The sequence below is a fragment of the Dactylosporangium sp. CA-152071 genome, assembly GCF_050936335.1.
Classification (GTDB): domain Bacteria; phylum Actinomycetota; class Actinomycetes; order Mycobacteriales; family Micromonosporaceae; genus Dactylosporangium; species Dactylosporangium maewongense.
In genome coordinates, this window is record NZ_JBNJMZ010000001.1 from 8,778,243 (window position 1) to 8,799,133 (window position 20,891).

General features: G+C 68.4%; 13 protein-coding genes and 4 pseudogenes. 7 read left to right on the top strand and 10 right to left on the bottom strand.

The features are described from left to right. The first annotated feature begins 103 nt into the window (after positions 1 to 103). Together ACQEVZ_RS39675 and ACQEVZ_RS39680 are read left to right on the top strand one after the other, a co-directional pair. Positions 104 to 565: a transposase family protein gene (locus ACQEVZ_RS39675; protein WP_433377265.1), complete on the top strand. Its 462-nt coding sequence runs from the start codon at positions 104 to 106 to the stop codon at positions 563 to 565. Next, positions 484 to 7,563 (top strand): hypothetical protein, encoded by a 7,080-nt coding sequence (locus ACQEVZ_RS39680; protein WP_433376276.1) that lies wholly within the window; start codon positions 484 to 486, stop codon positions 7,561 to 7,563. The genes ACQEVZ_RS39675 and ACQEVZ_RS39680 overlap by 82 nt, the downstream gene beginning before the upstream one ends. Before the next feature lie 284 nt (positions 7,564 to 7,847). Here ACQEVZ_RS39680 and ACQEVZ_RS39685 read toward each other — a convergent pair whose 3' ends face one another. Continuing rightward, a complete protein-coding gene (locus ACQEVZ_RS39685) occupies positions 7,848 to 8,381 on the bottom strand; it encodes a hypothetical protein (protein WP_433376279.1) in 534 nt (177 codons plus the stop codon). A 677-nt stretch (positions 8,382 to 9,058) separates the two neighbouring features. Here ACQEVZ_RS39685 and ACQEVZ_RS39690 point away from each other — a divergent pair. After that, positions 9,059 to 9,301: pseudogene (locus ACQEVZ_RS39690) on the top strand (transposase); the annotation flags it as partial. A gap of 69 nt (positions 9,302 to 9,370) precedes the next feature. On the opposite strand, the pseudogene ACQEVZ_RS39695 reads toward ACQEVZ_RS39690, so the two are convergent. Continuing rightward, a pseudogene (locus ACQEVZ_RS39695) lies at positions 9,371 to 10,878 on the bottom strand (ISL3 family transposase). Positions 10,879 to 11,036: 158 nt separating this feature from the next. Here ACQEVZ_RS39695 and ACQEVZ_RS39700 point away from each other — a divergent pair. Then, the gene (locus ACQEVZ_RS39700) at positions 11,037 to 11,402 is read left to right on the top strand and encodes a hypothetical protein (RefSeq protein ID WP_433376282.1); all 366 of its coding nucleotides are present in this window, start codon (positions 11,037 to 11,039) and stop codon (positions 11,400 to 11,402) included. Between the two features lie 47 nt (positions 11,403 to 11,449). On the opposite strand, the pseudogene ACQEVZ_RS39705 reads toward ACQEVZ_RS39700, so the two are convergent. From ACQEVZ_RS39705 to ACQEVZ_RS39715, 3 genes and pseudogenes are all read right to left on the bottom strand, one after another. Beyond that, positions 11,450 to 12,064: pseudogene (locus tag ACQEVZ_RS39705) on the bottom strand (IS1634 family transposase); the annotation flags it as partial. 144 nt (positions 12,065 to 12,208) lie between these two features. Then, positions 12,209 to 12,547 carry a hypothetical protein gene (locus tag ACQEVZ_RS39710; RefSeq protein ID WP_433376285.1) on the bottom strand — a complete coding sequence of 113 codons (339 nt, stop codon included), beginning with the start codon at positions 12,545 to 12,547 and terminating at the stop codon, positions 12,209 to 12,211. 59 nt (positions 12,548 to 12,606) lie between these two features. Continuing rightward, positions 12,607 to 13,487: pseudogene (locus tag ACQEVZ_RS39715) on the bottom strand (IS256 family transposase); the annotation flags it as partial. 202 nt (positions 13,488 to 13,689) lie between these two features. Between ACQEVZ_RS39715 and ACQEVZ_RS39720 the strand changes: the two are divergent. Beyond that, positions 13,690 to 13,938: a hypothetical protein gene (locus tag ACQEVZ_RS39720; protein WP_433376288.1), complete on the top strand. Its 249-nt coding sequence runs from the start codon at positions 13,690 to 13,692 to the stop codon at positions 13,936 to 13,938. 240 nt (positions 13,939 to 14,178) lie between these two features. On the opposite strand, the gene ACQEVZ_RS39725 is transcribed toward ACQEVZ_RS39720, so the two are convergent. Then, positions 14,179 to 14,589, bottom strand: a complete 411-nt coding sequence (locus tag ACQEVZ_RS39725) for a cold shock domain-containing protein (RefSeq protein ID WP_433376291.1) — start codon at positions 14,587 to 14,589, stop codon at positions 14,179 to 14,181. Positions 14,590 to 14,735: 146 nt separating this feature from the next. Between ACQEVZ_RS39725 and ACQEVZ_RS39730 the strand changes: the two genes are divergently transcribed. Then, on the top strand, positions 14,736 to 15,392 hold the full coding sequence (locus ACQEVZ_RS39730) for an RICIN domain-containing protein (protein WP_433376294.1): 657 nt from the start codon (positions 14,736 to 14,738) through the stop codon (positions 15,390 to 15,392). 143 nt (positions 15,393 to 15,535) lie between these two features. Here the strand turns inward: ACQEVZ_RS39730 and ACQEVZ_RS39735 are convergent, their stop codons facing one another. Further along, complete coding sequence (locus ACQEVZ_RS39735) at positions 15,536 to 16,120, bottom strand: TetR/AcrR family transcriptional regulator (RefSeq protein WP_433376297.1); 585 nt, start codon at positions 16,118 to 16,120, stop codon at positions 15,536 to 15,538. An 86-nt stretch (positions 16,121 to 16,206) separates the two neighbouring features. Between ACQEVZ_RS39735 and ACQEVZ_RS39740 the strand changes: the two genes are divergently transcribed. Continuing rightward, positions 16,207 to 17,139, top strand: coding sequence for an SDR family NAD(P)-dependent oxidoreductase (locus tag ACQEVZ_RS39740; protein WP_433376300.1), 933 nt, complete (start codon positions 16,207 to 16,209; stop codon positions 17,137 to 17,139). A gap of 72 nt (positions 17,140 to 17,211) precedes the next feature. On the opposite strand, the gene ACQEVZ_RS39745 is transcribed toward ACQEVZ_RS39740, so the two are convergent. The 3 genes from ACQEVZ_RS39745 to ACQEVZ_RS39755 form a co-directional block, all read right to left on the bottom strand. Beyond that, positions 17,212 to 18,015: a carbohydrate ABC transporter permease gene (locus tag ACQEVZ_RS39745; protein WP_433376303.1), complete on the bottom strand. Its 804-nt coding sequence runs from the start codon at positions 18,013 to 18,015 to the stop codon at positions 17,212 to 17,214. A gap of 113 nt (positions 18,016 to 18,128) precedes the next feature. Then, complete coding sequence (locus tag ACQEVZ_RS39750; RefSeq protein WP_433376306.1) at positions 18,129 to 19,424, bottom strand: ABC transporter permease subunit; 1,296 nt, start codon at positions 19,422 to 19,424, stop codon at positions 18,129 to 18,131. A gap of 113 nt (positions 19,425 to 19,537) precedes the next feature. Continuing rightward, the gene (locus ACQEVZ_RS39755) at positions 19,538 to 20,839 is read right to left on the bottom strand and encodes an ABC transporter substrate-binding protein (protein ID WP_433376309.1); all 1,302 of its coding nucleotides are present in this window, start codon (positions 20,837 to 20,839) and stop codon (positions 19,538 to 19,540) included. Between the last annotated feature and the right edge of the window lie 52 nt (positions 20,840 to 20,891).

The following is a 20,891-nucleotide window of genomic DNA, read 5'->3' on the forward strand; positions in this document are numbered from 1 at the left end:
TGATCATGTCGCGGTGCGTGATCACGGTGTTGACGGGATCGTCCTGCCGTATCTGCTGGGACTGATTGTTGACCGGGTGGAGGTCGGTACCGCCGGCACGTCCGTGTTCGCCCGGGCGCGCGCTGAAGCCGCGCCGTGCCCGGCGTGTGCGACGGAGTCCATGTCGGTGCGCGGCCGCTACCAGCGGCGGGTCACTGACACACCGATCGGCGGCCGGCCGGTGTGGCTGCAGCTGCGGGTACGACGGTTCAATTGTCGTAACGACGGCTGCGCGGTGTGGGTGTCGGTCTGTCGTCTGGTGTGTTTCGGGTGGGTTACGTTTGTGCTGGTGGGTACCTGTTTTGTGCGACTGGGTGGGCTGGAAGGTGGACTCGTTGGGTTGGGTGGTGGGGTCGTAGCGTTTGGGGTTGGTGTCGGTGTTTCTTGTTGTGGGAGGTTGGTGTGCCGGGTCATCCGCCGGTTGCGTGTCCGGATATGGGGTCGGTGCCGACGCCGTCGGGTGCGTTGCTGCTGCCGGTGTCGGTGTCTGAGGGGGAGGTTGTGCGGGCGCAGCGGTATGCGTTGAGTGCTGCGCAGACTGATGAGGTTCGTATCATTGTGGCGGAAGAGGCGCAGTTGCGGGGGCCGTTGCTGTTCCGGTTTCTGCGGGGTGTTCCGCCGTCGATTTTTGCTGTGAGTTATGTCGATGCTGTTTTGGTTGATCCGTCGCCGGTGGCGGGGGTTGTGGTGTCGGCGGCGGATATGTTGGCTCGGCCGGTTGAGGTGGGTTTGGGGTCGGTTGATGGGTTTGTGGGTGGGGTGTTCGAGTTCCGGGATGGGTTCGGGTCGGTGCCGCGGGTGTTCGCGGATCGGGTGCGGGTGTGGCCGGTGGATGCTGTGGATGAGGGTGTGAATACGGCTGAGGCGGTGGCTGGGCGGATCGGGGCGCGGTTCGGGGTGGTCCCGGGGTCTGAGGCTGGCACGTATGGTCTGGGCCACGGCTGGGTTGTGCAGGTTTTCGAGTGGGGTTTGTGGGTTCGGCCGGATGGTGTCACGGATGGTGTTGTGGCCGGGGTGGTGGCCGGGGTGGAGCAGCGTGTCGCTGGGGAGGTGGGGCGGGGCGGGGCGGCGCCGCGGCCGCTGGTGTTGCTGGGGGAGTCGGGTGGTGGGACGGTGCCGGATGTGGTGCTGGATCGGCTGGAGGAGGCCCGTCGTGTTCTTCCGCGGCGGGTTGTGGCGCGGCTGCGGGTTGAGTGGCTGGGTGCGCGGCCGCCGTCACGGGTTACCGAACTGGCTGAGGTGCCGCGGTTCACGCCGTTGCTCGGCCGGTTGGCGGAGGCTCCGGACCTTGGGCGTGGCCGGGTCCGGGGGATGCTCGCTGATCTTGGTGTTGCGCTCGGCGGTGTCACGGTGGGGAATGTTGATGAGCTTCGACCGCAGTGGATCGGGCTGTTGCTTGGTGGTGACGCCCGGCGTGATGATGTGTCGTTCCTTGCAGAACTGCTCGATTTGATCGACGAGCGGGTTGATGCGGCCGGGTTCGACTGGGCCGGTATCGAGGCGGTGTCCCAGGCGACCGGGGTCAGTACAGCGCTTGTGTCGGCGTTGAGTCTGCGGATCGGGCGGGTTCCGGTTGAGTTGAGGGGTACTGACCCGGACGGGCGGGTGATCCGGCTGGCTGCGTGGCTCGGGGTGGACCCGGCTGTGCTGCCCGCCGATTCCGGGCTGCTCGCTGATTCTGGGCTGTTCGGGCTGTTTGGCCTGTTGGACGAGGCGGCATCGGCGTCGGGCGTGGTGGTGGGGCCGGGCGATGCGGCCCGCCGGGCCGCGGCCGTGTTGCGGGGGGATCCGGTGTGGTCGGCGGCGCACCCGCCGGAGGGGGCGTTGCGGACGCAGTTGATGCGCGTGGCGGTGCGGGCGGCTGAGCTGGGCGTCGTCACTGCCGACGAGGTGGCACCGTTCGAGGAGTGGTTCTCCGCGCAGTGGCCGGATGACAGCCTCGATGACATGGCGTCCATCGCGCTGGAGGAGTTGCGGCTGCAGTGGCTGGCTGCCATGGACCTGGTCCCGGCCGACGACCCGGACGGGCGAGTGACCCGGCTGGCCGCGCGCCGCGGGGTGGACCCGGCCGTCCTGCTCGCGCACGGCCTGCTGGAAGAGCCGGCATCGGCGCCGGGCTCGGTCGTGGGGCCGGCCGATGCCGCCCCGCCGCGCGAGGATCCGGCGCTGCGGACGCAGCTGATGCAAGAGGTGGCGCGGGCGGCTGAGCTGGGCGTCGGCGCCGACGAGGAGGCACCGTTCGAGGAGTGGTTCGCCGCGCAGTGGCCGGATGACAGCCTCGATGACATGGCGTCCATCGCGCTGGAGGGGTTGCGGTTGCAGTGGTTGGCTGCTGCGTTCCTGGTTCCGGCCGGTGATATCGGCGCCGACGCGGTGGATCGGCCGTGGTTGGTGCATGGGGCGGCGCTGCGGGTGGCTCGCAGGCTGCGGATCGAGCCGCATGTCGTGCGTCGGGCCGCGATCGCCGTTGAGGACTTGCCGGCGGACTTCGATGACCTCGCCGAGATCGCCGAGCGGCACGGCACCACCACCGCTGTGCTGTGGAACCTGATGATCGATCTTGAGCTGGACCCGTGGGCGCTGGAACCGGTCCTCGCCGGCCGGACCCGGTTCGACGCCGCCGGCGTCCGTGCCGACCTCGACGAGTGGACAGCGCTGCTCGGCGTCTCCGACCGCATCGCCCTGGCGTTCCTGCGCGACACGCGCCGCACCAGCACCGACCTCGGCCGCACCACAAGCGACGACCTCGACGCATGGGCGGCGATGATTCTCGGCACCGACGACGGCTGGGCCCGCCGCTACCGCTACCGGCTCGGCCGCCGCTACCTCGACCCGGTGCTCTGGGCCGCTGACGCACTCACCCCCACCCCGGGCGACCTGATCCGCACAGCCCACGCCAGCGGTGTCAGCCCGTACTGGCTCGCCGCCGCCAGCGCCCGCACCGGCTACCCCTACACAGACCTGCCCCACATCGCCCAGCAGCTCCAGATCGATCCACCACAGCTCCTCGCCATCGCCGCGGACCTACCCATCCTCCCCGAGTCGCTGGGCGGCTTGCTGGACGACCTGCAGGGCGGCTTGCTGGACAAGTTGCGTTCCCTCCTGAACGGCCCCCAGCCGCCCGGCGCCCCCTACCGCGTGGCGCTGGCCCTGGCCGAGCAGCTGCGTCCCCACCTGCCTCGCCGGATACCGACGCCATCCGATCCGCCCCGACTTCATCCAGGGCACCGCGACTACCACACCGGTGTCCACCATCTCGTGGCGAACCTGCGGGCCGTTACCGGCGACGATCGCGACGTGGTCACCCAGGTCGTGCGAGAGGCTTATGAGCACGGAAGGGTTCGTGATGTCGGCTACATCGCGCAAGATCGCCTCCAAGCGATTTGGGTCGAGAACTGGGCGCCGCGACTGGGCCAGCCGGTTGAGGTTGTCCGAGCAGATCTGCGCCGTTACGTCTGGCTGTCACCCCCCGCTGTCGAAGTGACCGCTGCCGAGATTGGCGGCGGTACCGACCCCGCCGAGGTGTGGAAGTTCGCGGTCCGTTTCGGCCGCATGCCCGACGACCTCCATCAACTCGCCGAACCGTCGGGCATCGAGCCCAGCGCCCTGTTCCAGATCGGGCTCACCTTCGACACCGATCCGCGCCACCTCAGCCCGATCCTTTCGGTCTACCGGCCAGATCAACAGCGCACCCTGACCGAGCACATCACCGAATGGGTCGCGTGGTTCGACGAACGTATCGACGTCCGGCCCGACCGCGGGTTGCTGATGACCGCTCTGCACGACAACCGCATGACCATCGAATCGGTGACCGACCCCGGCCAACTGCGCGACATCGTCGACAGCTGGATCGCCACCACCCTCGGCCAGAGCGTCGAAGCGTTCCACGAACTCGAACAGACCAGCACGATCGACATCCGCGCCGGCTGGGACCTTATGACAGACCAGGTCCACCCGCACTACACACGTTGGTCGTACCCCTCGATCGCCAACCGGTTCGGCGTTTCGGCGGTATGGCTGCGCGGCGTGATCCTTCGCTCCGGCATCACGCGGGACCTCACGGGCTGGGATGAGCCCTTGCAGGCGACCGCGCAACTCGCGCTCGCGGCCGACCTCAGGTATCTGCCGAAGCTTTCCAGGGAGCAGACCGACCGACTGCGCGTGCCTGGCATGTGGCGGTCGACCGTCCGGGAGATGGCGGCCGCGTTCCCCCGTCACCCCGAGCGGAGCCTTTACGCTCACCATCAGCATGTGCAGAATACCGTGTCAATTCTGGCGCTGTTCGCCGCGTTCCCGAAACTCCCGCTACCCGTCGACCAGCACGCCGACCGTGCTCACTGGTTCGGCAGCTTGAGGATGGGAACCATGGCCCTGACCGAGCGGCCCAACAACATGGGCCACATTTATGGCCGGGAACTTGACCTCGCAGCGCAGAGTCCGCAGATCTGGGCCGCCTTCGCTGAGCATGCATCGGCGTCGGAGGATTCTCGTTGGCAGGCCCGGATGCGGCTGATGGACCGGTTCGTCGACGCGTTCGGGAAGCCGTGGCCGGTTCCAGGCCTCGCCGGCGGCGGGACCCCGCGGGTGGTCCATGCAGCCGACGCGGCGGCCGGCAAAACGCACCTTGCGCACATGTATCTGTCGTACGCCATCGGCCTCTACATCCCGGACGACTGGTCGATGCGCTGGGCGAGGCCCATGCCGGGTCCCGGGTCAGCCGGGCTGTCGCGGGCCCTTGGCTTGGACCGTGCCGCGGAGGTGCTCGACAGCGACGGCTGGCTCCGCCACGAACCGGTCTCCTGGAGATTGGGGAGCGATTCTCCGCCCGACGCCGCAGCGTACCGGGGGTATCTGTGGGACGCCGAAGGGATTTTCGTGGATTCCTTACTCGCGGCGTACCCGGACGCGTCGGGATTTCTCCGGTTCGACGGCGTGCAGGACGACGCGGTGTCTGCCTTCGACGGTGTTGTGCAGCACCTCGCGACGACCGAGGGCGGCGCACGTGGCATCGTCCTCTATCGCACGAGTACCGAAACCACGACCGGGACCGGGGTGATCAACGCCTTCCGTGGCCCGTCCGGCGAAGTCGTGTTCGTCGACCCGCTCACCCTGTCGCTGGCGGTCCTGCCCACCGAAGGCCAGGTCGAGGTGGTGTTCCTACCGACGCGTGGTCCCGGGCCCGTCGGTGTCAGCCGCGTCGACCCACGCACCGACCCGGCCTGGCCGGACCCGCTACGCGAGCACGCGGCCGCTCTCGGCGTCTCCCGGCCCGAGCTCGGGCAGATGTTCATCGACATGGGCCTGACGGCGGCCTGGTCCGGTGACCTGAAGGCCGCCCGCGTGGTCGTCGACGACTGGCAGGCTGACGTCCTCGGCGTGACCGGCGTGTCGGAGTCGGAAGCGACGCGGATCCAGCGGCTGACCGCCCAGCTCGCCCAGCTCGCCGGCTGGTCTATCGAGGCCGCCGGCGACGCGGCCCGCCGGCTCGGCGTCTCCCCAGCGTGGTTGCGCGCCACGGTCCTGCTCGCCGGCGTCGTCCCGGCTGACATGCCAACTCTCGCCGACTTGCCGCACCTCGCGTCGCGCGGGACGGGAATCCTCGACCGCCTTGTGCAGTCCGGAGGTAGGTCCGCCTCCGTTGAGCCGACCGATGACGAGGACGGCCGGCCGGGCAGCGGGCAGCGGCCGTGGGCCGATGTGCTGCGCCTGCTGCCGCACATCGGAGACGACGTCACCGACGAGCAGCTCAAGGCGCTGCGTGAGGCGTTGCGTGTGACGTTGGCCGAGGACGGTGTCGACGTCGCCGCGCTGCCAGAGGAGGTGCGGGCGGCCTACGCCGCGGCCGTGCTCGGCGACGCGTCGGCGTTCCTCACCGCGCTGCGGCCGCGGGTTGCTGAAGGCGGGGTGGCGCATGCCGGGACGGGCCCGGCGACGGCGGCGGAGCGGCGGTTGTATGTCAGCCGTCTCCAGCTGCCCCGACTCCGGACCGGTAACGAGGACGCCCTGGCCCGGGTGGTGGACCTCGATGCCGGGCGTCGTGCGGGACGATCCGGCGGGTCGTTCCGTCGCCTGGCGCGGATCGGGGACCTGCTGGGGCGGTATCCGGGTAGTGGGGGGTTTGTTCGGTTCCTTGACGGGGCCGGTCGGCGGGTGCCTGGGTTCGGTGGTCTGGTGCGTCGGCTCGCGGGTACCGGCGATGCGGGTATCGTGGTGCATCGCTCCCTGGACAGCGGGGGCCGGCCTGTCCAGCGTGTGTTGTACGCGTTCGACGTGCAGGGCACGGTCGTGCTCGTCGACCCGGTCACGCTGCAGTTGGCCGAGGTGCCGGCCGGTGCGGCCGCCGATGTGCTGTTCCTGTCCACCGGCGGGCAGGCAACGACCGGCGGCCGGAGCGAACCTGTCGATGCCGACGCCGACTGGGCCGCTACCCTGACCGAACTGTTCCTGCCGCCCCTGCTGCTGCCTGACGGAGTGACCTTCGTGGAGAGCGCGCACGACGGTCACGCATTCATCGTCGGTGATTCGGGCGTGAGGAGTCCGTTGTGGAGGAACGTCAAGCGGTTCACCGGCCGCCTGCCCACCAGGTTCGTGATCGTCGACCAGCCCAGCGACGACGAGGTATCAGGCAGGTTGAAGATCCTGCTGGAGCGGCTGCGGCTGCGGGGGCAGGTGCCGGTCATCCTCGCGCCGAAGTGGACGGCAGCGCTCGACGGTGTCCGCGATCAGTACGGGACGGCGATCGTCTATCAGACTGCGCCCCCCGGCGGGCAGTCCAGCCTCCGGCTGGGCAACGTGTGGGCGCTGACCAGCGCCCAATCCACCCGGCCCGACTATCACGGGGCGACCCTGGCCTTGCAGATCCTGCACGACGCGGAAACGCTGGTGATGCCGCCCCCGCCGCCCCCGCCGATGCTCGCCTCGTGGCTCGACGCCTGGGCCCGCGGCGACCGGGAAGCATCGCGGAGCATGCTCGCCGAGCATTCCACAGAGCTGACCTCCCAGGCGGTCCTGGACTGGCTTGCTGGGATGGCCAACCGGGCACCACGCGGGGTCAACGACGCCCAGGTCCATGACACGCTCGTCCGGCTGGCCCGCCTCGACCAGACCGATCTCGCCTACCAGTTCCTCACCGCACCCGACGCGGCGGCACGGGTCACAGTGACACTATCGGTCGAGCCGCAACACCTGACGGCCGTGACCCTACAACTGGCAAACCTCGGCGAAGCCATCGCCAACGGACCCACCGCCGAAAGGCCCACCGCCGACGGGCCCCTCGCCGACGGGTCTGCCGCCGAAGGGCCTGTCGACAGGGCCAACGCCGCAGTCCTGCGGGCCCTGCACGAAGTCCTCACCAACGACAACCCGAAAGACCAATGGTTCCCGGCAAACATCATCAAAAACCTCACCCCGCAAGACAAGATCCGCTGGGCCGACCGGCTCCGCGAACTGAGCCAGATGCCGCAATTCAGCCCCAACCAGCAGACCGCGCTCAGTCACCTGCGAAACCTCACCCTGACCTGCTGAAACAGGCCACACAACACACACCCACCGGCGAACCGCATGACCCCGCCACCAACGACCGGACCCCGCAGCACAACCGGGCAACGCGGCGAAATTCCCGGCTCGGCTCCCACCCCCGGGCGCCCCCCCCGTGACGCCGTCGCCTCCGGAGCCACCACCAAGGGCGAACCCTGACAGCACCATGACCTCGGCCACGGCTACCGCAACAACACGTTCGTCGAACAGTGCCAGCACCGGACGGCCTGCACCCACTGCGACTTCCCCACCCCGAAGACCCCCAGCTCCGCTCAGCTACTCGAGCGAAAACAGGCCTGCAGGGCCGCGGCCACGGCCAGCAGCACCGCTAGCGTGATCCCGGCAAGGTGCGCCAACGCGGACAGGTCGGCCGGCACCCGCCCGGTCCGCGCCGCGAGCGCCGCCGTGTCCGGGTCGAGCGCCTCCGCGGCGGCGGGCGCCGGTCCCGCGCCGAGCGACGGCAGCACCGTGCGATGGATCTGCTCACCGGTCAGCATCGGGAACGTCCGTGCCAGCAGCATGTGCCGGTGCCGCCCCGCCGGCAGCAGACCCAGCACCGTCGTGACGAACCCGGCCTCGCCACGCAACGCCGACCCGCCGGGCGGGGCCACGCCCTCACGATCCAGCAGCTGCTGGACCGCGTCATGCGGCAGGTCGGCCAGCAGTTCCAGCGGTGCGCCTCGGGCCACCAGCGACGCGAACGCGGGCAGGCTGGCCGCGTCGAGCCCGTGCTGGTCCGCGAGGGTCAGCAGCCACACCAGGTCCAGGTCGGTGTGCACGCCGAATTCGCGCAGTTCCGCGCGCAATCCGGCCAGGAGCGTATCAGCGCCGGCCGCCCCCGATCCGGCCGCGCCGGTGTCCGAGCCCGCACGAGCAGCACCGGCCCCTGATCGACCACCTCATCGATCAGCAGCGACGACAACTGAGGCAGCAACACCTTGATCAAATCTGAGGCACACCAGCACGAATAGTGCCGCACCGCAACAGACCACTAACCCGGGTCATTCGTTAAGGGCTGCCCAGATGCTGGGTCGATAGAGAACAGGTGCCATGTCGGGTGGCCGGAGGGGGTTTCACCCTCCGGCTCCCACAGATCCCGGCGTAAACCTCTCGGTTTACGGGCTCCTGTCATCCTGATCACCAGTCGGTCGTGAGCGAGGTGACCACCCGCGACGATCGTGGCGACTTTCCCCGACGCGTTGGACCCCTTGTCCGTGGGCACACGCAGCCGAGCAGCGACGACCCCGCGCAGGTCACACCGCTGCGCGAGGGCCATGACCGGCGCCAGCCCGGCACACGACACCAGATTCGGATCATCAAACGATGCACGCAGCCGTGCCGCGCCATGCGATATTCTCACCCTGACGGTGCCCTCTCGAACCGGACGATAGATGCCTCAAGAACCTCTATCTTTCCAGCTCGCGGGGGCATTGTCGCGTCCGGGATGTCCCCGCCACATCAATCTCATCGGTGGATCAGGGCTGAGATCCGTACCGTGGTGTGTTCCACGAACGCGATCGAATCGGTCAACGCCCGGATCCGCTGGGCGGTCCGGGCCCGTGGGCACTTCCCGAACGAGGCCGCCGCGCTGAAATGTGTCTACCTCGCGGTGATGAGCCTCGACCCGACCGGGCAGGGCCGCCGACGCTGGACGATGCGCTGGAAACCAGCGTTGAACGCCTTCGAGATGACCTTCGAAGGACGACTCTCCGCAGGCCGTAGGTAGTTCTCAACAAGCTGAGTTACACCGTTAAGTTGGCTCTGGCGCGAAGAGGGTGGTCGGCGGTTGGTGACCTTATGCCAGCAGGATCCGCTGTCGTAGGAGCGCGAATCCGGCTCGGCCGTACGTCTGGCGTTTCAGGAACTTGACCTTGGTGTTGGCGCCTTCCATGGGGCCGTTGCTGTAGGGCAGGGTCAGCCCGGCCGCGACCGCTGGCAGGTCCGTCCGCAGTCCGTGGGTGAACGTGTGCAGGGCGGGCGGGTCGTCGGTTTCGATGGTGGTCATCCAGGTGTCGAGGTCTTGTCCGCGGCGGGTGGTGAGCAGGCCGGCGAACTCGCGGACCCGTTCGGCCAGGGTGGTCAGGTGCGGGCACGTGGCGAGAAGGTCGTCGAGGTGATTGTGGTGGTGGGTGGGGAGCTTGTCCGGTCTGGTCATCAGCCAGGAGACCAGGCGGCGTGGTGACGGCGGGGTGCGTTCGGCGTCGGCGCGGCCCTGGTTGGGGTAGCGCACGAGCAGGTTGTGGCTGCCGGTGTAACCCAGATCGCGGATTTCGGCCAGCAGTCGGGTCACCGCGACGTCGGGCTGCTCGGCGAGGCGGCGGCGCAGGTGATCGCGGTACGCATCGACGAGTGTCTGCCGGTACCTCGGTGGCCGCCGCAGCTCGTCGGCGGTCGCTGCGCGGGCGTAGCGCTTGACAGTGTTGAGTGCCCAGCCCAGCTGGCGGGCGCATTCCAGCAGACCGACGCCCTGCTCGAGCAGAGCGTGCACGGCGGCGTGCCGGGTCTTGGTGCGTTCGTCGAGTGCCGTGCTCTGGCGGGGTGGGCCGGTGTGCCAGCAGCTGCTGTGTGCGGTCACGGTCTTCTCGACCGCCTTGGCGAGGTTGTTCCACAGATGCCAGCGGTCACTGACCTGCACCGCCTGTGGTGCCCCGGCGCGGATCGCTTCGGCGTAGGCTGCGGACCCGTCGCGACAGACCACCTCGACATCGGGATGCTCGCGCAGCCATGCCGCGAGGGTGGCGGCCTTGCGGTCGGGTAGCACGTCGATACGGCGGTGGGTGACCGCGTCGATGAGCAGGGTCGCGTATCGGCGGCCGCGGCGCAGCGCGAAGTCGTCCACGCTCAGCACGGCCGGTGCCGGACCGGCCGGGGTCGGGATGCCCATGAGCACCCGCAGCACCGTGCTGCGGGAGACGCGCACGCCGAGCCGGGACAGCACTGCGGCACCGGACCTGCCGGCCACGACCACGGCCAGGTCCGCGATCAGCGCGGTCAGCTGCCGGGTACGTCGAGCCCACCGGTGCGCCAGCGCGGGTACCTGTTCCCGGAACGTGCGTCGCGCACAGCCGGCGGTCTGGCACACCAGACGCCGCACCCGCAGCTCAACGACCACGCCACGGCCGCGGCCGGCAAATCGGCCAGCCGCCGGAGGTGATAGGCGTGCACGCGTTCGGTCGGTTGATCGCACTGCGGACACACCACCGCCACCGTCGGCATCCGAGCTCTGACCAGCAGCGTCGATCCTTGCTCCACCACCGCATCGATCAACAGCGAGGACAGCTGAGGCAACAACACCTTGATCACGTCGGAGGCACACCGGCATGGAGTGTGCCCTACCGCGACCGACCACTAAGGACAGACCCCACCACCGTCTCTGCGCCAGAGCCGTTAAGTTGACAGACCCACCAGGGGTTCAGTCCACCGCGTGATTCCAAGTAACTTTAAAGTTCCTGAAACGGCAGATGTACGGCCGAGCCGGCTTCGCCCTCCTACGCCAACGAATCCCCGACCAGCCAGACGCCGGCGACCTGCCCGCTCAGGTCCGCACCGCCTGCACCACCCTCGCCCAGCACCACGGCGTCACGTTCCCCGCCGTCGCCGAGCACACCGGCATCAGCCGCGCCACCCTCTACCGACGCCGCGACCTACGCGAGATCATCGAGGCCCACCGCAACCCCGACGGGCACACACCCACCATCACCGGGCTGGCCACCCAGATCGACCAGCTCCGCCAAGCCCTTGAAGCCGTCGCCGCCAAAGTACGCCGACACGAAGAGGACCTCCGCACGATCAAACACGAAGGCCCACACACCACGAGAAGGAGCTGAACTGGCTATGCCGCCAAACACAACGACGATCTTCGACTAGCCGGATAATCGAAGAACAGCAGGTCGACCTCAAGATTCAAGAGGTTGGCCACGGCGAAGAACACCGCTTCCTGGACCCGGCCGGTGGTGTCCGCGTCGACGAGGAGGTCCATCGCCCGGTAGGCGTGGTCATCGCTCATCGCAGGGTCCATCGTGGACAGTCCCGGGATCGCGGCGTCCTCACGCACCCACTCGGCCGCGGACAACTTGCTCATCGGCGCGACCGCCCGGTTCGCCACGAGTGCGAACAGGACCCGTTCCATATTCGTGGTGAACCGCCGCGCGTCCGTGGCCGAGCGGACCGCCGCGGCGACGTCGAGACGCTGCCACAGCTGTTCCAGCAACCACACCGACCCGATGGTGCGGGCGTCGATCACCTCCAACGGCGCCGCACCGGTGACCGCGCCGGCCTCGCGGCCCGGCACCGTGTCGCCGTCGCCGTAGTGCCGGTTGATCGACGCGGCCAGCCGGCGCAGCCCGGCCACGTCGACCTGGTCGGTGCGGCCGAGGTTCATCAGCACGTCGGGCTTGACCCGCCCGTCGATACGCCGGTTGTGAGCCAGGGCCACGTAGCGCACCACGCTGCCGTCGGCGTTCGTCCGCGACGTGAACCGCAGGAACATGTCCACGACTCAACCGCATCTGCCCTGGCAGCACAAGACCCGAGCTACAAGTCGTGTTACTACACTTTCAGCGATCCGGGCACGCCGTTCCCGCACGGCAAGCGCTCTACCAGGCACAACACGGAAAGCCTCGCGTTCATGTGTCTACCAACTGCGGAACTCGGGTTTGTCGGTGAGGCGGTATCGGCCGGGCTTGATCGTTGGTGGTGTGGTGCGGGCGAGGGCTCGTTCTTTGATGGTCATGTCGGCGTGGAGGTAGAGCTGGGTCGAGTGGGTGTCGGCGTGGCAGAGCCAGAGTGCGATCACCGCGGTGTCGACGCCGGCGTGCAGGAGCGACATGGCGGTCGTGTGCCTCAGATGCGCTACCAACGTCATGTGCTGGCACCGAGTCGGGAACGTGTAACCGAGTTGCTCAAGATGCCCGGCGAACCCCACCGCATACGGCTCCAGCGGCCCGACCACCCGGGCTCCGAGAAGATCCATGTCTGCCAACCTCTCCAATCGATGGAGAGACCAGCATCAACCCGCCAGGATTATGCCGACAGGGGCAGACGGGCCCGCAACGTTCGGACCTGCGCCTGTTGCGACATCGGCAGAACCGCGGTCTCGGGATAGTGCACCACACACGTCTGGACGAGCGTGCGCGGCCACACCGCCTCCACCGCCGCCGGCAGCCCCTCCAGGCCGTCGCAGCAGGCGATGAGCACGTCCCGGACCCCGCGGTTGCGCAGTTCGGTGAGCACCCCGAGCCAGAACTTCGCGCCTTCACTGTTCTGCAGCCAGCTGCCCAGCACGTGCTTGACGCCGTCGCAGTCGACACCGACGACCAGGTGCGCGGCATTGTTCCGGACCTGGTTGCCGTCGCGGACCTTCACGACGAGGGCGTCGATGTAGATGATCGGATACACCCCGGCTCCAACGGGCGGGTCTGCCACGCCTTGACCTCGTCCAGCACGGGGTCGATGACGACCGAGACCGTGTCCGGGGAGATCTCGGTGCCGTCCACACGCTGCAGATGGTGGCAGATGTCGCGCACCGTCATCCCACCCGCATACAAGCTGATGATCACATCGGACAGGCCGCCGAGCCGGCGTTCGCCCTTCGGGACCAGCATCGGCGCGAACGTCCCGGCCCGGTCCCACGGCACGTTCAACGGCACCGGACCAACCTCGGTCTGCACCGTCTTCGGCGTCGTACCGTTGCGCGAGTTGCCGCTGCCGTTCCCGGCCGCGTCATGCTTGGCGTCACCCAGATGCTCACCGAACTCGGCCTGCACCCCCCGCTCCAGGACCGCCTTGCACAACTCGGTCAGGAAACTCCCCGGCCCGGTCAACCGGCCGCCGTCGGCACGGACCCGCGCCACCATCTGATCCAGCAACTGATCATCCAGCAGCGACTTCACCGCCAGCCGCGGCGACGCCATCCCCTCCGCCAACCCACCAGCCAACGGCAGCCGCGGCGACACCACCACCTCGGCGGTATCAACCTGCTCGAACCTGTCGATCACTGTCATCTACGCTCAACCTGTCTGCGCAACCGGGCACTACCCGGCAATAACGGATATTTGGTTCATCCGTTACACAGGCCTTCTGGCGCGCCCTCCGAGGAAGCGCAGGTCACAGGCCATGGATGGCGTTTTCGGCATCCACACCGTCGACAAGGCCAACGCCGCAGTCCTGCGAGCCCTGCACGAGGTCCTCATCAAAGACAGCCCGAAGGCCGAATGGTTCCCGGCAAACGTCATCAGGAACCTCACCCCGCCCGACAGGATGCTCTGGGCCGACCGGCTCAGCGCGCTGACCACGCTACCGAACCTCGGCCCCAACCAGCAGCTGGCGCTCGATGACCTGCGAACCCTGACCCTCACGTGCTGAAACGGGCGAGGCGCGAGACCAGCGGCAAACCGTTCGGCCGGGCTGGCTCAGTTTCAGCGAGCCGACTTGGCGGCGGGGGAGGAGTCCGGCGCCTGCGCCGAGGCTACCCGCTGCGGACGAATGCAGACCGAACTCCGCAACCGCCGGCGCCGCTCCTGCCGGCTGTCAAGGAGGGGCCGAGACGACGGCGGGCCGTGGACGGTCACGCCACGGTCCGCCGGACGTCGTACCAGCGGCCTGCTACGCCTCGATCCATCCGTGCGTCCGCGCGAGCCGCCCCATGAACTCGCGAACCTGCCGGATCTGATCACCGCTCAGACTTCCAACATGCTGGAGAAGCAGTTCAGTGACCTCGACCTCGAACGCGCGAGGAGTCAGCACGTCACACTCACCCTCCTCGCCGGACAGCGCGCTGACGGGCGGCCGGGCCTCGTCGACCAGCCGAACCGAGACGACCTTCGGTCCCCGGTCTGTCGTTTCTGCCTCGAATTCCACGTGCTTGCCAGCGCGTGCCAGATGTCGTGCATCGCCGAAGTCGCTGGCGTGGACGAATACGTCCTCACCACCGCCGGCGACAGCAATGAAACCGTAACCGCGCACATCGTCGTATCGCACAAGCGTGCCCGACATCGACACCACAACCACCCTCATCCAGCCGAATGACCATTGACACTGCGACCAAGACCACGAACCCGTCCGCCGAGGCTGCGCCAGCCACGCCGTCCGCTGCGCCTCGGGCAGTGCGCCGATCTGCCGAACGTCGACGAGAGCATCGCCGGGGCACATCGAGACGGCCGTTGGCGCGGGTGCCGCCTCCAAGCAACCCTGGAAACGAGCGCTACATCACGGGAGTTCATCCGGCACCGGACATCGTTCCCGCTTGTCCAACCGGATCGGGTGAACTGGCGCCACTCGTCATCGTTCTGTGGATCGTGCAACAGGCCATGCCATCTCGCCGCCTTCTCGCGGCGCTCGTCGCCATCGTCACGATCGCGGTGTCCGCGGTGGCCTTCCAGTCGCCTGCCCAGGCGTACCGAGGCGCGAACATCCTGCGGAATTGGGCGACCGGGCGATGCCTGGACAGCAACCGGAACGGGGACGTGTACACGCTGCCGCGCGACCTGCCGGTCGGTAGCAACGATCATCAGATGTGGGAGCCGGTCCTTGTGGCCAAGGCCGAGTCCCACATCGTCATCTTCAGGAACAGGGCCACCGGACGATGCCTCGTCCGGCTTTCACCCGGACCCAACGTGGTCGCGACCACCAGGCAATGCGGCTTCGACGGATTTGCCAGGGACATCCGCACCCTCTGGTCCGTACGCGGCAAGAGCTGGGAGAACGTCGTCCTCTACAACCAATACGGTGGCGAGGCTCTCGACGGCACCTACGTCGGCCACGTCCACCCGCACGCCTTCAATGACGGCGGTTTCCAGCATTGGAAGTCTGGTTGCTGAGCCGTTCCGGACAACGACACACCCGCGGAGATCGAGTGGCCGGGAGGAGTCTCACCTCCCAGCGCTCACGGCCGGCCGAGTCCTCACCTCAGTCTGCGGAGGAGATCGATGCCCGGGCATCCTCCTGGGCCCGCACACCAAAGCTACCGGGCGGGCAGCGCCGGTGTCGTGGCGCGGATGCCGTCGAGGAGCACCCGCAGGTAGCGGTCGACCCGCCCTTGCGGTGCGTCGTCGATGCGCAGTGCGAAGACGACGCCGCAGACCAGATGACGCAGGTCCTCGTCAGTGAGACCGGGCCGCAGCTCACCACCGCGCCTGGCGCGTCCGAGCACGATCTGGGCCAGCTGCCCGAACTCGTCACGATGGGCGGTGGTTCCCGGGGTGGCGTCCAGGTCCGGTCCGGTGGAGAGGACCTCGGCCAAGGTCGGCTCGGCCAGCTGACGGGTGAGCAGCGCCTGGAGCAGCAGCTCGACGCCGGCCCAGGCGTTGTCGTGCTGGCTCGCGGCGTGCGCGTCGTCGACCAGTGCGGCGAAGGTGCCGTCAGCGAGGGCCTCGACGAGCGCCCGGCGGTTCGGGAAGTGCCGGTAGACGGTGCCGACGCCCATCCCGGCCCGGCGAGCGACGTCGTTGAGCTGGAGCTGCAGGTCGCCTGCGGCAACCATCAGGCGAGCCGTGGCCAGCAGCCGGTCACGGTTGCGGGCGGCGTCGGCGCGAGGCGTCGCGGTCATGGTGCCAGTCTACCGAACCGGATTGACAATCCGCTTCTGGTCCTCTCTAATCGGATAAGGAATCCGCTTAAAATCTGGGAGGGCCCGTGCCGAACACCACCACATGGAACATCGCCGATCTCGCCGACCAGACCGGCCGCACCCATATCGTCACCGGTGCGAGCAGCGGTCTCGGCGTGGCGATCACCCGTCACCTCGCCGCACGCGGCGCCCGGGTCATCATGGCGGTCCGCGACACCGGCAAGGGCGACCACGTCCGCAGCCGGCTGCGGATCGAGCATCCGAAGGCTGACCTCGACGTCCGCCACATCGACCTGCTGGACCTCGAGACCGTTCATCGTTTCGCCGACCGCCTGCACGCCGACGGCGTCACGCCCGACGTGCTCATCAACAACGGTGGCATCGGGACCGTGCCCCGGCGACTCAGCCGGCAGGGCGTGGAGAGCCAGCTCGCGACCAACCACCTCGGGCACTTTGTGCTCACCTGCCTGCTGCTGGACCGGTTGGCCACCGGGCACGATCCCGCCGTGGTCACCGTCGCATCCGGCCTGTACCGCCTGGGCCGCCTCGACCTGGCCGACCTCGCCGCAGAGCACCGCTACTCGCCGGGCGGCGCCTACGCCACCTCCAAGCTCGCCAACATCCTGTTCGGCCTCGAACTCGACCGCCGCCTGCGCGCCGCCGGGTCACCGGTGCGCAGCCTGCTCGCCCACCCCGGCATGGCGAAGACCGACCTGGACCGCAGCGCACCGCTCTCAGCCCGCGTGGTCGGGACGGTGCTCGGACTCATCATGCGCCGGCCGATCGACGACGCCGTGACGCCGATCCTCTACGCCGCCACCGACCCTGCCGCACCCACGGGCCGCCACATCGGCCCAGGCCGGCCGTTGCGGAAGGCACAGCCGACGTTCGAGAAGTTCTTCGGCACTGCCACCGACCCCGACCTGGCGACACGCCTGTGGTCACGGTCCGCGGAACTGACCGGCGTCGACATCACACCTGGCCTGCCTCGCCACTGACATCGTCCGGGGAGATTGGAAGCCGCCGAGCCGGCTGCCTTGGTTGGTGTGGCCGGCCCGGCGGACGACTGGCTACTTCATCGAACCTGCCAGCACGCCCTGCACGAAGTGCCGCTGGAAGGCGAAGAACACGATCAACGGCAGCAGCATGGACAGGAACGCGCCCGGCGCGATCACGTCGACGTTGGAGGAGAACGTGCCCATCTGCTCCTGCAAGACATAGGTGATGGGCTTGCTGGACGCCCCGGCGAAGACCTTCGCGATGAGCAGGTCGTTCCAGACGAACAGGAACTGGAAGATGGTCAGCGAGGCAATCGCCGGCCACCCGATCGGCAGCACCACCCGGGTGAAGATCATGAATTCGGTGCCGCCGTCCATCCGGGCGGCGTCGAGCAGGTCGCGCGGGATACCGATGAAGAAGTTGCGCAGCAGGAAGATGGCGAACGGGAGACCGAATGCGAGGTGGAACACGACCACGCCGGTGAGCGTGCCGAAGATGCCGAGCGCGCCGAACAGCTTCGCGTCCGGGATGATCGCCATCTGGATCGGCACCACGATGAGCGCGACCACCACGGCGAACAGTGCGTCGCGGCCGCGAAAGTCCTGCCAGGCCAGGGCGTAGGCGGCCAGCGCTCCGATCGTCACGACGAGGATGGTGGACGGCACGGAGATGAGCACGCTGTTCCACAGGCCGCCGACCATGTCGCGGTTGTCCAGGAGTTTGGCGTAGTTGGCCAGGGTCAGCTCGCTCGGCTTCGAGAAGACGTGCCACCAGCCGGTGGCGGCGCTGGCCGACGCCGGACGCAGGCTGGCTGCCAGCAGGCCGATCGTCGGTAGCAGCCAGATGAGCCCGACGAACACGACGAGCGTATGCATCAGTCCTCTGCCGAGCCGCGTGACGATCCGGGACATCACGCCACGCCTCGGTGGGCCGGCCACCATCATGCCGCTCGGCTTGATTGCCGGCATCCTGGCCGGGGATACGAAGCTCATCGGTCCCTGTCCCCTCGAAGCCTGCGGACGTTGTACAACATGGCGGGCAGCACGAGCGCGAAGAGCAGTACGGCCAGTGCGCTGCCCAGGCCGGTGTCCTGGCGAGCGAAGGCGGTCTGGTACATCTGCAACGCCACCACGTTCGCGCGGTCCTGGGTCACCGGGTCGGGTGCCAGGATGTACACCAGGTCGAAGATCTTCAGGACGTTGATGACCAGCGTGACCAGCACAACGACAAGGACCGGCCGGACCAGCGGGATCGTCACCCGCCGGAACACCTGCCATTCAGTGGCGCCGTCGACCCGGGCGGCCTCCAGCGCGTCCCGCGGGATCGCCGACAGGCCCGCCGAGATCAGCACCATCGCGAAGCCGGCCCAGATCCAGATGTACGCGGCAACGATCGCGGGTGTCACGACGCTGCCGCCGAGCCAGGTGACTCCGTTGAACGGGGGCGCGAAGTTCGACGCGGCCAGCCGGAGGATGTACCCGTCGCCGGTGAGCTGGGGGAAGGCGAAGCCTCCCGCAGGATCGGTCCGGCTCGTGGCGACCACGGTGCCGTTGCGCACCACCTCGACGACCATGCCGGGCAGGCCCTTCTCGTTCGCGTCGACGGATCCGGGCCGGCCACCGCCGCCGGGGCTGAAGTCGAGCCAGACCACGCCGTGCAGGCCGGTCCCCGCAACGCCGGGCGCTGCGTTGACCGCCCCGGCCGGGACCCGATCGGGCGGAAGGCCGACCATCGGCAGCATGACGGGCGCGGTCGCGGCAGCCGGCTGCACGGTCTGGACGGCGCCGTCCACGGTCTCCAGGCCGGCCTCCTCGCGTGGGCTGGTCCCGTAGTACTTCGACGGCGGCTTGAACACGTCGTGCACCGACACGATCGCGGCGTTGAGCGCGCCGCGGTCCTTGTCCGCCTCGTAGACCATGGTGAACGTGACGCCGGCGGCGAGGAACGAGATGGCCATCGGCATGAACAGGACGGTCTTGAAGGCGGTGGCCAGCCGGATCCGTTCGCTCAGGACGGCGAACAACAGCCCGAGCGCGGTGACCATCGTCGGGGCCACGACGACCCAGACGACGTTGTTGATGATGGCCCGGCGGGTCGCCGGCCCGGTGAACATCTCGACGTAGTTGGCCAGACCGACAAAGCGGGTGCTGTCGGCGTTGAAGAGGCTGTACCAGACCGTGGCGACGATCGGGTACGCCACGACGGTGGCCAGAATGACCAGCGCCGGGCTGAGGTAGAGCGCCGGGCTGAGACGGGGGACATCTCCCCGGCGCCCTCTGCGCACCCGGTGCCTCGGCCTGCCGGCCGGCGCGTCCGGCCGGCGGGCGGTTCGCCGGCCCGTGTTCCTCGTTGCCGGTGCGGCGTCGAATGCGCCTGCCGGCTCGGACGCTCGCACCATCAGTTGCTCCCGAAGTCCTTCTCGGCTGCTTCTTCGAGCCTGCCCGCCAGGGCGTTCACGTCCATCGCGGGGTTGCCCAGGAACTCCTGGAGCAACTTCCACTCATCAGCGTTCGTGCCGCCGCCAAAGGACGCCGGCGCCAGGTCGGACATGTCAAACTTGATCACGTCGGCACTGACAACCAGGTTGGCCAGGCCGCGCACCGTATCGTCCGGATACGCCGACGGGTCTACGGTCTTGTTCGGCGTGATGAACCCACCGCCCTTGGCGAAGATCTCGGCCGACTCCTTCGAGGCGAGGTACGCCATGAGCGCCATCGTCGCCTTGTCGTCCTTGAGTGCCACCGCTTGATCGCCGCCGACCACCACAGACGACCTGGCGTTGCTGATCGACGGGAACGGCATGTACCTGGCCGTGTCGCCAACCCTGTACCGGCCCGCCTTGGTGATCTCCGAGCCGACGAAGTCGCCCTCACACAGGATCGCCGCCTTCGGCTTCTCGCCGAACACCTCGGCGACCGACTGCGAGAAGTCGATCTTCAGTGCACCGGCATTGCCGCCGTCGATCATCCGCGGCGTCGACCACAGCCGGCCGATCATGTCCAGGGACCTCACCACGGTCGGGTCGGTCCACGGGATCTCGTGCCTGGACAGCTTGTCGTAGTTGTCCGGGCCGCCGACCTGGATGTACACGTTTTCGAAGAAGTCGGTCAACGTCCACGCCGACCCGCCAGGCACCGCGAACGGTGTGATGCCGGCATCGGCGAGCGTCCTGGCCGAGGCGATGAACGCTTCCCAGGTTTTCGGCTCCCGCACACCCGCCGTGGCGAATGCGTCGGTGCGGTACCAGCAGATCGACTTCTGGGCGGCCTTGAGGTAAAAGCCGTACACGTTCCCGTCGACCGTGCCGAGATCCTTCCACGCGGCGCTGTAGTTCGTGGTGACGGTGTCGAGCGCCTCGCCGCTCAGCGGCTTGAGGCTGCCCTTCTTCGCCAGGTCGGCGACCGTGCCGGGCTGCGGAATCAGCGCGATCGACGGCGGCGTGCCACCGGAGATCTTCTGGTTGAGGAACGAGGCGACGTCGTCGCCGGCGGAGGTATAGATGGTCTTGACGCCGGTCTTCTTCTGGAAGTGCTCGAGGACCTTCTTGAAGTTGGTCTGCTCGACGCCCGACCACTTCGCCACGACCTCGACGGTGCCGCTCAGGCCCGATGTGCCGGGCGCGTCCGAGGTGGTGCCCCCGCAGGCGGCAACCGCCATCACCGCGGCCAGCGCCGCGGAGAGTCGTGCCAGACGTGCCATGAAAGGTCTCCTTCGTGCTCGCTGTGCGTGAGAAGCAGCACCCGCGCCGGGC